A 14,192-nucleotide genomic window follows, 5' to 3' on the forward strand; every position below is an offset into this window, starting at 1 on the left:
TGCGCGTGACCGGGAAGGCCCTGGGGGAGGCGGTCACGAAGGGAATCATCACGCACGCGCGCGTCACCGTCCGCCCCGGCTCCGGGCTGAAAATCGACGTCGAGGTGCCCGGGCGCGAGAGGGTGGAGGAGATCGTGGAGCGACTGGTCAGCCCCGTCACCGGCATGTACCGCGTGCACGTCCGCATTTACAACGCTCGCACGGCCCGGGGCGCGCGCGGTAAAAAGTATCTCGCCACCGGCACGTTCACGGCCCTCGGGAAGGCCCTGATGGACGCGTTCTTCCCGGGCCGCGGCACCGAGGCGGTCAACAAGGCCCTCCTCCGGCTCCCGCTCACCTCCGCCGAGGCGTTCGAGGGGCGACCCGTGGACCGCGTCTACGACCCGCGCGACCGGAGGTGGATCCCGGCCCGCCCCGGCATGATGTGCCGCACCAAGGACGGCATGATCTGCGCGATCACGGACGATCCCGAGGGGACGGCGCCCCCCATCGCCGCCGAGAAGGACGCCCGGATGGCCGCCGTCCTGTGCGACAGCCTGGTTGACATGCTCCTCGCCGAACGCCCGCCCACGGTCGGGGGTGGCCCCCGGTGAAGCCCGAGGCGGAGGGCGTCCGCCAGGTCGCCCGCCTGATGGCCGTCGCCGCCCGGACGGCCCCCAAGACGCGCGGGATCGACGACATCGTGGTGGAGATCATCGAGGATAAGGAGCGGCTGCGCGAGATCGCGGACAAGATGGAGGAGATCGCCGAGGAGAAAGGGGCCGACTTCTTCCGCCGGGACGCGGAGTGCCTGCGAAAGTCCGAGTGCCTGGTCGCGATCGGGGTCAAGTCTAGCGGTCCCTGCGGCCTCCACTGCGGGATGTGCGGCTCGGACTGCGACGAGCTCGAGGAGAGGGAGGTGGATCGGGAGTTCGCCGGCCCGCTCTGCGGGTTCAAACTGATCGACCTGGGGATCGCGCTGGGCTCGGCCGCCAAGATCGCCAACGACCTGGTCGTCGACAACCGGCTGATGTACACCGTCGGCGTCGCCGTCCGGGCGCTGGGGCTGATCGACGCTGACGTCGTGATCGGGATCCCGCTCTCCGCAACCGGGAAGAATATATACTTTGACAGGGAGGGTTAGCCGGGAGGGAGCGCCGAATGGCGCGCAACCCGAGGCGGAAGGGTCGGGATGGCTGGAAGCAGTCTAAGTCCCGCGGTAAACCCTCGTTCGTGACCTGCGAGTGCTGTGGCGGCAAGGTTCCCCGCCACAAGGCCATCCCGGCCACCCAGGGGTTCCGGATCACGGACCCCGTGGTCCGGCAGGCCGTGGACGACCGGTACGTGCACACGTTCTCCAGGAAGGTTTACTACTGCCCCAAGTGCGCCCGGTTCCTGGGTATCCGCAAGCCCAAGCGCCGGTAAGCGCCGCCCGCGCTCCCTCCGGCCCTCCCCGCCCGGTTTTTTCGACTATTTCTGACAAGCTATCTCGGGAAGCGGTCGGACATCGTTATATACGCTTGAACGACCGCGACGTCCGCCCAGGGTGCACGCGTTGCCCACCGTCGGCGCGGGGGCATCGACGATTCCCCTGCACGTGATTCTGGGAGCCGGTTCCGTCGGCCACGTGGTCGCGGACGCGCTCCGGGACCGCGGCGAGGATGTCGTGATCGTGGACTGCGACGAGAACCGCGCGGAGGTGCTGAAGGAGCAGGGATTCGACGTGGTCATCGGGGACGTGACGGATCGGGAGGTGCTGGAGGAGGCGGGCGTCGAGGAGGCCGTCACCGTCTACGTGCTCACCCCGGACGACGACGTGAACGCGCGGGCCGTCGAGCTAATCCGCAGGCTGAACGAGGGCGCCTACGTCGTCGTCCGCGTGGCTGATGAGGACCGGGTGGAGGAATTCAACGAGCTGGGCGCCGACGAGGTGCTCTCCCCCAACCAGCTCCTCGTGGAGAAGCTCCTCTACAACATCGACAACGTGCGGAACCGGCAGAAGGCGCAGGAGCTGCTGGCCGTGTTCGAGCGCGTGGACTCCGTCGCGATCGTCCCCCATAACAACCCGGATCCGGACTCCATCGCCAGCGCGGTCGCCCTGCAGGAGCTCGTCTCCGAGAAGGACGTGCACGTGGACATCGTGTACGGGGGCGAGATCGGGCACCAGGAGAACAAGGCCCTGGTCAACATGCTCGACATCGAGATGATGCGCGCGTCGGAGGCGGACCTGGACGAGTACGACGGTTTCGCCATCGTCGACACGCCCACCGTGCCCAAGGTGCTCGAGGAGGAGCTGGGGGATGACCTGGACGGCCGCATTCTCGCGGTCATCGATCACCACGATTCATCCTCCAACGGCAGCATGATGAGCGTCAGCGAGGGGTCTTCGCTCGACGCGCTCGAACTGGCCGAGTTCACGGACCACCGGCCCGAGGTGGGCGCGACCTCGACCATCCTCACCCAGTACCTGAAGACGATGGGTAAGGACGTGGACCGCCGCACCGCCACGGCGCTGCTCTACGGGATCCGCACGGACACGCTGAACTTCACCCGCAACGTGTCCCCGGAGGACCTGAAGGCGGCCGCCTTCCTGTACCCGAGGGCCGACCACGAGGTGCTGGCGAAGATCGAGTCCCCCGACATCTCCCCGGAGACGCTGGACGTGCTGGGTGAGGCCATCCGGAACCGGACCGTGGTCCGCAGCTACCTGTTCTCCAACGTCGGGTTCGTCAAGAACGAGGACGCGCTGCCTCAGGCCGCGGACTACCTGCTGAACCTGGAGGGCGTGCACACGGTGATCGTCTTCGGGGTGGTGAACGGGAAGATCAAGATCTCCGCCCGCACGGACGACATCCGCCTGAACCTGGGCGAGGTGATGCGGGAGGCGTTCGGGGACGTCGGGTCCGCGGGCGGTCACTCCAAGGCGGCCGCGGCCGAGATCCCGCTGGGCATCTTCAAGGACGTGCAGAAGGACGAGGTGCTGGAGCTGGTGGAGGAGGCGGTGCGCAAGCGCATCTTCAAGGTGATCGGGATCGAGGAAGAGGAGGAGGGAGAGTGAGCTACTCCACCGTGACGCTCTTCGCCAGGTTCCGCGGGTAATCCGGGTCGATGCCCCGCGCCACGCTCATGTAGTACGCCAGCAGCTGCAGGGGCACCGTGTACACGATCGGCGAGAACACCTCGCTGATCCTCGGCACCCGGATCACGTGGTCCGAGTGCTCCTCCACGTTCTCGTCACCCTCCTCCGCCACCGTGATCACCGTCGCGCCCCGCGCCTTCACCTCCTCGATGTTGGCCAGCATCTTCTCGTACACCCCGCCCCGCTGCGCCACCGCGACCACCGGCACCCCCTCCTCAATCAGCGCCAGCGGACCGTGCTTCAGCTCGCCCGCCGGGTACGCCTCCGCGTGCTGGTACGTGATCTCCTTCAGCTTCAGCGCGCCCTCCATCGCCGTCGGGTAGCCCGGGCCCCGCCCGATGAAGAACCAGTTCGGGCGCTCCTTGTACCGACCACCCAGCACGGCGACCTCCCGCTCCCGCTCCCACTCCAGCACCCGCTCCAGCATCTCCGGCACCCGGCCCAGCTCCTCGTGGTACTCCTCCGCCTCCTTGTCCGTCAGCTCGCCCAACCGCCGGGCCAGCTCCACGGTCAACGTGTACATCGCCGCCAGCTGGGCCGTGTACGTCTTCGTCGCCGCCACCGCCTTCTCGAAGCCCGCGTGCGTGTACATCACGTGATCGACCTCGCGGGTGATGGTGCTGCCGACGACGTTCGTGAGCGCGATCGTCGTCGCGCCCCGCTCGTTCGCCTCCCGCACGGCCGCGAGCGTGTCCGCCGTCTCCCCGGACTGCGAGATCGCCAGCACCAGCGTCTCCTCGTCCACGAGCTCCCGCGTTACGTACCGGAACTCCGAGGCGATGACCACGTCCACCGGGAACCGGGCCAGCATCTCCATCGCGTACTTGGCACCCAGCCCCGCGTGGTACGAGGTACCGCACGCGACGATGTACAGCCGCCGGTACTCGCCCCGGGCCAGCTCCTCGGCCATCTCCACCAGCCGGTCCCGCTCGATGGTCAGCGTGTTGCGCACCGCCTCCGGCTGCTCGTGGATCTCCTTCAGCATGAAGTGCGGGTACCCGTGCCGCTCCAGCCGATGCGGATCCTCCTCGACCACCTGCACCTCCTTCTCGTCCGTCACGTCCCGCAGCGTCTCCGCGTCCAGGATCTTCACCTCATCCCGCTTCACCACCACGACCTCACCGTCGTCCACCGGGATCACCTCGTTCGTCTCCGGTAGGATCGCTGGGATGTCCGAGGCCAGGAAGTTCCCGTCCTCGCCCAGCCCCACGACCAGCGGGCTCTCCTTCCGGGCGGCCAGGATCACGTCCGGCTCGTCCACGCAGATCGCGGCGATCGCGTACGATCCCTCCAGGCGCTTGACCGCCTCGACGAACGCGTCGAAGAACGACTTGCCCTCGCTCATGAACTCCTCGATCAGGTGAGGCACGACCTCCGTGTCCGTCTCCGAGGTGAACCGGTGACCCCGCTCCTCGAGCTCCTGACGCAGCTCGCTGAAGTTCTCGATGATCCCGTTGTGCACGACCGCGATCCGGTCGCGGCAGTCCGTGTGCGGGTGAGCGTTCTCCCGCGTCGGGTCCCCGTGCGTGGCCCACCGGGTGTGGCCGATCCCGATCTTACCCGGCAGGGACTTCAACCGCCGCTGCAGGTCCGTGGGCTCGCCACCCTCCGTCAGCTTCCCCGCGTCCTTCTCCACGTAGAGCCGACCCTCGTGGATGGTCGCGACGCCCGCCGAGTCGTACCCCCGGTACTCCAACCGCACCAGCGACTCCACGATGATCGGGGCGGCGTCCCGCTCACCCACGTATCCGACTATCCCGCACACGTTACGCACACCCTTGCGACAGCTCGTTCACGACCTCCTCCAGCACGCGCACGGCCGTCACCAGCTCCCGGATCGGCACGTGCTCCTCCGGGGTGTGAGCGTATTTTATGGATCCTGGCCCGAACACGACCACGTCCTTCCCGCCCAGGTGACGGATGTACCCGGCGTCGGTGCTGGCCGACCACACGGTCGGCTCCGCGGGCAGGCCGCGCCGCCTCAACGCCCCCACCAGCGCCCGGACCACCGCCTCGTCCCCCCTAAGTCGAAACGGCGGCGCTCCGGAGCGCACCTCCACCTCCTCGCACTCCCGCTCCAGCAGCTCCCGCAGCTCGTCCGGGGACAGCCGCGTGTTCAACCGCACGTCCAGCACGGCCTCCAGCTCCTCCGGCGTCACGTTCGTCGCCCCGGACTCGGCCACGACCCGGGTCGGCACCACGGTGGGCCGACCGAGCCCGTCCTCCAGCCCCCGGGCGCGCTCCCTCAGCCGCCTCAGCGCGCGATAAAACCGCAGGATCGGGTTGTCCCGCGGGTCCTCGCTCGCGTGCCTCGGCTTCCCCCGCACCCGCAGCCGAACCTCCGCCCGCGACTTGTGACCGATTACGGGACGCAGCCCCGTCGGCTCCCCGTTGATCACGTGGTCCGAGACCATCTCCCCCTCCCTCAGCACCCGCCGCACGCCCGCCGAGTCCGTCTCCTCCCGCACCACCCCGATGACCTCCAGGGGACCCTTCCACAGCTCCGCCACGACCGCGTACACGGCGAGGTTCGCCTTCGCGTCGCACGCCCCTCGACCGTAGACCCGACCCTCCTCCACCCGCGGCTCGAACGGATCCTCCATCCCGTCCGGAGGGACCGTGTCCAGGTGCGAGGTCAGGCAGACCGACGGCTCCCCGCGCCGGGCGATCACGTTCCCCAGCTCGTCCACCCGCACCTCCAGCCCGGCCCGCTCCAGGTCCGAGGCGTACCGCTCCGCCAGCTCCCGCTCCTCCCCGCTGACGCTCGGGATGGAGATGTACTCCTTGAGCAGCCGCACCACCCGCTTCTCCACGTCCAACGCGGTCACGCTCCCGAGAGCCTCTCGATGTGCTCCCTCACGATCTCGCTGACCAACTTCCCGTCCGCGCGCCCGCGCAGCACCTCCATCACCTCCCCCATCACCTTACCCATCACCCGCATCCCGCGCTCCTCGATCTCCTCCCGATGCCGCTCCACCACCTTCCGCACCACGCGCTCGATCTCCTCCCGCGACGCCGCGATCAGGCCCAGCTCCTCCGCCAGCTCCTCCGCGTCCGCGTCCGGGTCCGCCGCGAGCGCCCCCAGCAGCTCCTCGATCGCCGACTTCGCGATCCTCCCCTCCGCGTACAGCCGCAGCACCTCCTCCAGGTGCGACTCGCGCAGCTCCTCCACCGGGTACCCGTCCTTCCGCAGCCTCGGTAGCACGTTCACCAGGGTCGTGGCCACCACCTTCGGGTCCGCGCCCGTCCGCTCCACCAACCGCTCGAACTCCTCCACCCGACCGTGCTCGAACAGCTGCTCCACCAACTCCTCGTTCAACCCGTACTCCTCCAGCAGCTTCTCACGCCGCTCCCACGGCCGCTCCGGCAGCTCCCGCCGCAGCCGCTCCACCCGCTCCCGGCTGATCACGACCGGTGGAATGTCCGTCTCCGGGTACATCCGCGCGGCGCCCGGCCGCGGCCGCATGTACTCCGTCGTCCCATCCTGCAGCGCCCGCCGCGTCTCGGCCGGAACCCCATCCAGCGCCATCACCGCCCGATCCCTCACCGCCTCCATCGCCGACCTGACCCGGTCCTTCGGCCCCGCGATGAGCACGAACGCGTCCCCGTCCCCCACCTTCAGCCGCCGCTCGACCTCCTCCACCTCCCGCTCCGAGATCCCGTACCCGGGCAGCTCGTCCGAGTGGAACAGGCCCGAAACGCCCCGCCGCCGCGCGTAGTCGGCCAGCTCCGTCCCGAACCGGCGGCCCGGGCAGAGCTCGAAACCCAGCAGCCCGTCGAACCCGGGCAGCTTCAGCGCGTAGACGACGCCGTCCCGCTCGAGCTCGCGCCGGACCACCTCCGACTCCGTCCCCTCGAACACCTCGGTCACGTCCACCGGCCGGGACTCCACCACGTCCGTCTCCTTCACGCCCCGCTCCCGCAGCGCGTCCCGCAGCCGCAGCAGGTTGGCCTGCCGCAGCGCCTCGAACCGCACCACCTTCGGGATCAGGTTCAGGTCCTGCACGCCCTTGATCTCCTGCACCGCGCCCCCCTCGATCGACACGTTCACGTCCTGCCGCACCGTACCGATCCCGGACTTGACCCCGCCCACCGCCTTGATCGCCTCCCCGACGTTCTCCGCCGCCTCCCGCGCCTGCTCGGGCGTCCGGATGTCCGGCTCCGTCGACACCTCGATCAGCGGGATGCCCAGCCGGTCCAGGCAGTACTCCACCCGCAGCTCCTGATCCCAGCCCCGCACCTTCCGGGCCGCGTCCTCCTCCAGGCAGACCGTGCTGATCCGCACCGGCCCCTCGGACGTGGGCACCTCCCCGCCGATCCCCACCAGCATCGTCCGCTGGAACCCGGTCGTGTTCGAGCCGTCGATGACCATCTTGCGCATCACGTGCACCTCATCGACCACCTCCCCACCCAGCAGCAGCGTGACCTTGATCGCCGTGTCCAGCGCCTCCTCGCACGGCTCGTGCGGCGGCTCCTCGTCCAGCTCCACCAGGCAGGAGAACGAGCCGTCCGCCAGGTAGTAGAACGTCCGGTCCCGCTTGAACTCCTCCAGCGCCGCCGGGTCGAACTCGCCCAGCTCGCTCTGAACCGGCCGCAGCTTACGCCGCACCCTCGGCTCCTCCGGCACCTCCTCCACCAGCTCCGGCTCGCACCCGCAGAACAGCTTCCTAGGGGTGTCCAGCTGACGATGGATCTCCAGACCCACCCGCAGCCCGAGCTCCTCCCAATCCAGCTCATCCTCGGTCAGGGGCTCCACCACGATGACCACGCCCCGGTACGTTCTAACCTACGAGACCCCGTACGGGCGCGGGTACGTGGTGCACGACGGGCGGCGCGCGCTCCGGGTCGAGCCACCCGGAACCGAGCCGCCCGACCTACCGGAAAAGGGTTTCCTGAACCTAAGGGAGCGCCTGGAACGGTACTTCCGGGGCGAGCGGGTGGACCTCCGAGACGTCCCGGTGCGGCTCCCGGACGCGCCGGTGCACCGGGCCGTGCTCTCCGAGGTGAGAAGGCTGGGGTACGGCGAGGTTAAAACGTACGGGGAGCTGGCCGAGCGCGTCGGCACGCACCCGCGCGTCGTCGGCCGGGCCCTCGCCCGGAACGAGACCCCCGTGCTCGTGCCCTGCCACCGCGTCGTCGGGTCCCGGGGACTGGGAGGGTTCAGGTGGGGGTCGCGATGGAAGCGCAGGCTCCTGAGGCTCGAGGGAGCGCTGAAACGCGCCGCGTCGGGGGCTGGACGATCGTCCTCGAGCGGGAGCGGATGAGGTACGACGGCTCCCAGCTCCGCCGCGCCTACGCCCACGCGCGGTACGGGGTGCGCGGGCGCGCGATCCTCGTCTTCCGCGGCCCGATGGACGTGAGCCGGGAGCACACGGTGGACACCGAGGACCTGGACGAGCCCATCCGAGGGGCGGACGTGCTGCACCTGATCCTGGACGACCCCACCCGGTGCGACCCCCTCGCGGCCGGCCTCCTTCAGCGGATCCTCGTCGTCACGGCCCGCGAGGTGCTGGAGGAGCGGCTGTCCGTCAGGCTGGAACGGGACGGGGACGACCTGCTCCACGACGGTCGGAAGCTCACGGTCTCCGTCTTCCGACCGGCCGGACCGGGCGCCCTGGCCCACCTGGGCGTCAACGTGACCACCGAAGGGGTGCCCGTGCCCGCGACCTCCCTCCGGGACCTCGGATGGGAGGGCGACCCGCTGGAGCTCGGCCGCGAGATCGCGGTCGCCTTCGTCCGCGAGGTGGAGGACGTCGAGCTGGACCTGACCAAAATGAGGTGGTGAGGGCATGGGCGAGGAGGAGACCGTGCTGGTCCGCATCCGCACCCCGGACCGGGAGCTGGAGGTCGAGGTACCGTACCGGGAGGGGATGACGCTCCTGGACGCGCTGCTGTGGATCAAGGAGCACGAGGCCCCGGACCTGCAGTTCCAGTACTCGTGCAGGAACGCTCAGTGCGGGACCTGCGCGGTCCTGATTAACGGGGAGGCGGGGCTGGCCTGCGAGCGCCGGCTCGAGCCGGGGGAGGAGGTCACCGTCGAACCGCTCCGGCACCTTCCGGTCATCCGGGACCTCGTCGTGGACTGGCGCGAGGTGACGGGGCGCCTCCGACCGCTCGCGCCCCGGACTCACCTGGACTGGTTCCGACGACTGGAACCGGACCGGGCCGAGCGGCTGCACGAGCTCCGCTCGTGCATCGAGTGCCTGTGCTGCGTCGTGGAGTGCCCGGTGATCCGGGCGGGCTCGACCCGGAACCCCGGACCCACCGTCCTGCGAAAGCTCGCGGAGGAGTCGGAGAAGTGGGATCGGACGCCTCGACTCGAGGGCGTGGACGTGTACGCGTGCACGACGTGCCACCGGTGCGCGGAGGTCTGCCCGAAGGACATCGACATCCCGAAGAAGGCCGTGGAGGCGGTGCGGGCGCGGCTGCGGGAGTTAGGCCTCGGACCGCTGGAGGCGCACCGGGAGGTGGGGGAGCGGGCCGTTCGCACCGGTCGGTCGGTGGAGCGGGAGGACGAGTGCTTCCTCGAGGAGTGCGCGGGCGAGCACGGGTCCGGGGACGTGACGGCGCTCTTCTTCACGGGATGCCTCGTCGACTACCGGCTGCCCGAGACCGGGAGGGCGCTCGTCCGGCTGGCGGAGGAGCTGGGGTTCCGCCTGGTGATCCCGGAAGACCAGGTGTGCTGCGGCTCGCCCCTGCTCCGAACGGGGCAGCGGGACCGGGCCGAGCGCCTGGCCTTCCGGAACCTGGAGGCGTTCCAGCGGGTCGATCCGGACGTGATCGTAACGGTGTGCGCGGGGTGCGGCGCCACGCTGAAGAACGACTACCCGGAGCTACTGGGGGAGCGGTTCGAGTGGGAGGTGCTGGACGTGACGGAGCTGCTGGTGGAGCTGAAGGCGCACGAGCGGGGGTTCGAGCACCCGGAGGAAGTCGTGGTCACGTACCACGACCCGTGCCACCTCAAGCGGGGGCAGGGGGTGCACCGGGAGCCCCGGCGCCTGCTGAAGTCGGTCGAGGGGGTCGAGTTTCGGGAGATGCGCGAGCCGGACCGGTGCTGCGGGGCCGGTGGGGGCGTGCGCGCCGGCCTGCCGGAGCTGGCCCGACTGATGTCGGACGTGAAGGCGCGAATGGTCGAGGAGGTGGGGGCGGACGTCCTGACCACCGTGTGCCCGTTCTGCGAGTACAACCTACGGGAGGGGGTCGAGCGGTGCGGGGTGGACGCGGAGGTGCCTAACCTCACCGTGCTGCTGGCCCGCTCCCTCTAGCCCCAAGCCTTCGGGTACGTGCCCGGCTCCATCAGCACCCGCTTCGTGTCCACCATGATGCCCCGATCGGCGTGCAGCATCTCCTTCCAGGAGGCCTTGGCCACGCCCAGCGCCACCGCCTCGCCCTTCAGCGTGAAGATGGCCACTAGGTCGCCCGGCTGGATCCCCTTCTCCACTCGGACGATCCCGGGCGCCGCCAGGTCGGCCCCGTGGCAGATCGCGTCCACGGCCGTGTCCCGAATCTCGATCCGGGGTAGGTGGCTCAGCCCCTCCTCCATCGGCCGGATCACGTGCCTCAGCGGTTCCTCCCACCCCTCCTCCCGCCAGAACTCGTAGGCGTCCTTCAGGTCGTGAAGCGTGACGGCGTTCTCCTCCGAGAACGGGCCCGTCTTGGTCCGGCGCAGCTCCGCCATGTGCGCGCCGACGCCCAGCGCCTCCCCGATGTCGTGGCAGAGCTTCCGGATGTAGGTGCCCGCCTGGCAGCCGACCCGTAGCAGCACGTCCCGACCGTCCCGCTCGATGATGTCGATGTAGTACACCTTCTTCGGCCGCACGCGGCGCTTGACCGCGGACCGGAGGGGCGGGCGCTGCAGGATCGTCCCCTCGAACTCCCTCACCACCCGCTCCAGCTCGTCGTCGTCCACGTCCCCGTGCAGGTGCATGATGCAGACGTACTCCTTGCCCGCGGGTAGTAGGGTCTGGATGATCTTCGTGGCCTTCTCCAGCGCGACGGGAAGGACGCCCGTGACCTTCGGGTCCAGCGTGCCCCCGTGACCCGCCTTGGACAGCCCCAGGATCTCCTTCACCCACGCGACCACCTCGTGGGAGGTCGGACCCGCGGGCTTGTCGAGGTTGATGACCCCCTTCATGATGTACTCCTCCATCGGCCGCTCCTCCGGCGGGCACCCGTACCGTGGGTCCGTCTCGGCCTCCGCCTTGGTTATCATCTCCCGCTCACGCTCGAAGGGAAGCCTCCGCTCCCGCGCCTCCTTCCCCGACCCGCTCACGCTCGATCACCCCATCGTTTCGAGGATCGAAACCATACGGAGGGGAGGGCGGAGCGCTCACTCCCGGATCTCCTTAAGCAGCTCCTCCACGATCTTCTCCCTGATCTCCTCCCCGGTGATCCGACGCAGGATCGCTCCCAGCACCTCTTCCTCCTCCACCGGAATGAAGTACGCGGTCTTCCGGCCCAGCCGCTTGGACTTCAGCAGCCCCTCCTGCCGAACCTTGTACAGGGCGCTCCTGATGCTGTTCGTTTTCACATCGTACCCGAGCTCCCGCAGCACCTTCACGATCTCATCCACGTTGATCCACTGACCCTTAAGGCTCGCCAGCAGCACGACCGCCAGGGCCGCTCCCAAGTTGGTTAACTTCCCCTCCCGAAGCCTCCGCTTGACCTCCTCTATGTCACTTTCAAATTCTTCCGGCATCTCCACCATCACCTCATCCCCCTCTTTGAACCTCCCTTTAAGCAACCCACCGGGAGATCAATAAATATGTTGTCGTAAGGAAGCCGCGTCGATGACGAAACCTCAGCCGATGACGAGGTAATCCCCGGCTGATACCCCGAACATGATGTGGGAGAGCCGGCCGAGGCTTACAGCAAGTCCAGGTAATTCAGCACGGCCAACGCCGCGTGCACGGCCTCCTCAGTCCTCACCACCTCCACACCTTGATCGGGTATGAAATTAACCGTAAGGAACCTCTCCTTCACGTCGGGCTTGACGTCCAGCACCCCCACGCGACTGGACCCGAACACCAGGCACCGGGGGGACTCCCGGAACTCCACCTCCCTGACGTCCTCACCGTACCGGGAGGCGATCACGACGCCCCGATCGAACCGCTCCAGCACCCGATCCAGCGAGTCCACGATCCGCACGCGGAACCCCCAGTACTCGTCCGGCTCGGCGGGCTCGACGATCAGCGGGTCCTCCGACACGACCCGCACCGTCACCCTCCGCCTCGGTCGTAACCGCTCGCGCGAGACCGCCAGCTCCTCCGCCCCCACGTCCACCAGGCACCCCTCCCGCGACCTTCGCACCACGTACCCCTCCCGCACCTCCCCCTCCCTGGGCGGGTGCCGCTTGTGGTGCGGGGCGCGCAGCGGCGGCATCACGCCCGCGTACCGCAGGTCCCGGTCGAGCCGGAACACCCGCTTCCTCAGGTACTGCGGGCACTCCAGGTACTCCAGAAGCTTCTTCAGTCGCTCGGCGTTGCGCCTCCGTCCGACGCCATCGCCGTAAAGTAACACCTCCTCCACCCGATAGATCGCCAAGGCCCGCCCCAGCAGTCCCACCCGGTACGCGTAGATCTTCGGATCCCGCTCCTCCGAGAACAGGCTCCAGGGCAGGGCCACGGCCACCAAAGGAACCCTCCCCCGGGGGTCCCACCGTGCGGGTTCTCGCGACCATGGACCCGGACGAGGGGTACCCGGTGGGCGTCGTCGTGGACGCGCTGCGGGCCAGCTCCACGATCGTCACCGCCCTCGCCCTCGGCGCCGAGGCCATCGTGCCCCTAACCAGCCCACGGGAGCTCCGGGACGCGGACGGCCCCACGATCGGTGAGCGTCACGGGAAAAAGCTCGACATCGCCGACTACGGGAACTCCCCCACCGAGCTGCTGAGGAACCCGGAGGGCATCGAGGGCGAGACCGTGTACATGGTCACGACCAACGGGACCGAGGCGATCCTGCGCACCGCCGAGGCCTGCGAGCGGGTGCTCGTCGGCGCCCTCCTCAACGCCAGCGCCGTCGCCGCCGAGCTGGACCGCGACACGTGCATCGTGGAGGCGGGTCACCGGGGAAGGATGGCCATCGAGGACGCGTTCACCGCCGGGTACATCGCCCGCCTCTCCCGGGGCGAGCCCGCCGACCGGCGCACCCGCACCCTCATCGAACTGTCCAAAACGTTTCGACCCCTGGACGTGTTCCGCAGCTCCCGCACGAGCCACGTGCTGGAGCTGCACGGCAAGGATCGAGACGTGGACTTCTGCGCGAGGGTGGACGAGTTCGACGTCGTACCGGTCTTCGAGGACGGGATGGTGGTGCCCGGGTAGTTGCGACCGCGCCTCGACACCTTCCGCCTCCTGGGCACCGAGCTCCACGTGCTCCGCACCGCGCACGCGGGCCTGGACCGCGGGCTCGTCCGCGACACCGTCCTGGAGCTCGAGCCCGAGGCGGTACTGCTGGAGCTGTGCGAGGGTCGACTCCTAACCCTCCTGGCCGAGCTCCACGGCGCCGGCGAGCGGAAGCGAGGCCCCGGACGGCTCGCCGGAGGCGTCCTCTCCCTGGCGGAACGACTCGTCAGCCGCGTGGTCGGGAGCGAGCTCGGGGACGACATGCTCGGGGCGATCGAGGCCGCGCAGGAGTTGGGGGCCGAGCTCGTACCCGTGGACATGGACGTGGACGGCATCCTGCACCGGATACGCGTCAAGGCCCCGCTCACCGAGCGACTCAAGTTCCAGGTCGTGACGCTCCTCGACGCCCTCCGCTCGGTCCTCCGACCGTCCAAGACCCAACGACTGCTGTCCGACTCCGTCGCGGACGAGCGGACCGTGCGCGAGATGATCGAGTGGATGCGGCGCCGGTTCCCCAACGTGACCCAAGTTCTGATCGACGAGCGGAACCGCGTGATCGCGGAGAACACGATCGAGTACCTGCACCGGAGCGATGTGGATCGGGCCGTGCTCGTGATCGGCGCGGCCCACTACGGGGTCTTGGACCTGCTCCGGGAGGCGGAGCGAGAGCTCGGCGATGATGAGGACACGGCGAGCGGAAAGCATGAAGAGGAGACCGCGGGCTGAGTTCG

The 14,192-nt window shown here is 69.1% G+C and carries 15 protein-coding genes; 9 read left to right on the top strand and 6 right to left on the bottom strand.

Translation table 11 applies throughout. The features are described from left to right. The first annotated feature begins 5 nt into the window (after positions 1–5). The 4 genes from ACXJJV_RS01050 to ACXJJV_RS01065 all read left to right on the top strand — a co-directional run bounded on the left by ACXJJV_RS01050 (position 6) and on the right by ACXJJV_RS01065 (position 3,037). Positions 6–593, top strand: a complete 588-nt coding sequence (locus ACXJJV_RS01050) for a hypothetical protein (RefSeq protein WP_456466316.1) — start codon at positions 6–8, stop codon at positions 591–593. After that, positions 590–1,123: a ferredoxin domain-containing protein gene (locus ACXJJV_RS01055; RefSeq protein ID WP_456466317.1), complete on the top strand. Its 534-nt coding sequence runs from the start codon at positions 590–592 to the stop codon at positions 1,121–1,123. Before ACXJJV_RS01050 ends, ACXJJV_RS01055 begins: the two co-directional genes overlap by 4 nt. Positions 1,124–1,140: 17 nt before the next feature. Then, entirely contained in the window at positions 1,141–1,404 is a 264-nt protein-coding gene (locus ACXJJV_RS01060) for an eS26 family ribosomal protein (protein ID WP_456466318.1), read from the top strand. 130 nt (positions 1,405–1,534) lie between these two features. Next, entirely contained in the window at positions 1,535–3,037 is a 1,503-nt protein-coding gene (locus tag ACXJJV_RS01065; protein ID WP_456466319.1) for a DHH family phosphoesterase, read from the top strand. Position 3,038: 1 nt separating this feature from the next. On the opposite strand, the gene glmS is transcribed toward ACXJJV_RS01065, so the two are convergent. Genes glmS through gatE form a run of 3 tightly spaced genes read right to left on the bottom strand, consistent with a single transcriptional unit; the run spans position 3,039 to position 7,865 of the window. Next, complete coding sequence (glmS, locus tag ACXJJV_RS01070) at positions 3,039–4,883, bottom strand: glutamine--fructose-6-phosphate transaminase (isomerizing) (RefSeq protein WP_456466320.1); 1,845 nt, start codon at positions 4,881–4,883, stop codon at positions 3,039–3,041. A gap of 1 nt (position 4,884) precedes the next feature. Further along, complete coding sequence (locus ACXJJV_RS01075) at positions 4,885–5,931, bottom strand: M20 family metallopeptidase (RefSeq protein ID WP_456466420.1); 1,047 nt, start codon at positions 5,929–5,931, stop codon at positions 4,885–4,887. A gap of 11 nt (positions 5,932–5,942) precedes the next feature. Then, positions 5,943–7,865: a Glu-tRNA(Gln) amidotransferase subunit GatE gene (gatE, locus tag ACXJJV_RS01080; RefSeq protein WP_456466421.1), complete on the bottom strand. Its 1,923-nt coding sequence runs from the start codon at positions 7,863–7,865 to the stop codon at positions 5,943–5,945. Positions 7,866–7,878: 13 nt separating this feature from the next. On the opposite strand from gatE, the gene ACXJJV_RS01085 reads away from it, so the two are divergent. The 3 genes from ACXJJV_RS01085 to tfrB are packed head-to-tail and all read left to right on the top strand — an operon-like array spanning position 7,879 to position 10,383. Then, complete coding sequence (locus ACXJJV_RS01085; RefSeq protein ID WP_456466321.1) at positions 7,879–8,382, top strand: methylated-DNA--[protein]-cysteine S-methyltransferase; 504 nt, start codon at positions 7,879–7,881, stop codon at positions 8,380–8,382. After that, entirely contained in the window at positions 8,295–8,903 is a 609-nt protein-coding gene (locus ACXJJV_RS01090; protein WP_456466322.1) for a DUF366 family protein, read from the top strand. Before ACXJJV_RS01085 ends, ACXJJV_RS01090 begins: the two co-directional genes overlap by 88 nt. A 4-nt stretch (positions 8,904–8,907) precedes the next feature. Continuing rightward, complete coding sequence (tfrB, locus tag ACXJJV_RS01095; RefSeq protein WP_456466323.1) at positions 8,908–10,383, top strand: fumarate reductase (CoM/CoB) subunit TfrB; 1,476 nt, start codon at positions 8,908–8,910, stop codon at positions 10,381–10,383. On the opposite strand, the gene ACXJJV_RS01100 is transcribed toward tfrB, so the two are convergent. From ACXJJV_RS01100 to ACXJJV_RS01110, 3 genes are all read right to left on the bottom strand, one after another. Beyond that, the gene (locus ACXJJV_RS01100) at positions 10,380–11,390 is read right to left on the bottom strand and encodes an RNA-guided pseudouridylation complex pseudouridine synthase subunit Cbf5 (protein WP_456466324.1); all 1,011 of its coding nucleotides are present in this window, start codon (positions 11,388–11,390) and stop codon (positions 10,380–10,382) included. The two genes, tfrB and ACXJJV_RS01100, sit on opposite strands and share 4 nt — an antisense overlap. 57 nt (positions 11,391–11,447) lie before the next feature. Then, a complete protein-coding gene (locus ACXJJV_RS01105; protein ID WP_456466325.1) occupies positions 11,448–11,825 on the bottom strand; it encodes a BlaI/MecI/CopY family transcriptional regulator in 378 nt (125 codons plus the stop codon). A gap of 158 nt (positions 11,826–11,983) precedes the next feature. Continuing rightward, positions 11,984–12,748: a putative RNA uridine N3 methyltransferase gene (locus ACXJJV_RS01110; RefSeq protein ID WP_456466422.1), complete on the bottom strand. Its 765-nt coding sequence runs from the start codon at positions 12,746–12,748 to the stop codon at positions 11,984–11,986. Between the two features lie 29 nt (positions 12,749–12,777). Between ACXJJV_RS01110 and ACXJJV_RS01115 the strand changes: the two genes are divergently transcribed. Both ACXJJV_RS01115 and ACXJJV_RS01120 read left to right on the top strand, forming a co-directional pair. After that, entirely contained in the window at positions 12,778–13,440 is a 663-nt protein-coding gene (locus tag ACXJJV_RS01115; protein ID WP_456466326.1) for a 2-phosphosulfolactate phosphatase, read from the top strand. Then, positions 13,441–14,187, top strand: a complete 747-nt coding sequence (locus ACXJJV_RS01120) for a TraB domain-containing protein (RefSeq protein WP_456466327.1) — start codon at positions 13,441–13,443, stop codon at positions 14,185–14,187. It begins immediately after the preceding gene. Positions 14,188–14,192 lie beyond the last annotated feature (5 nt).

This window comes from Methanopyrus sp., assembly GCF_053997775.1.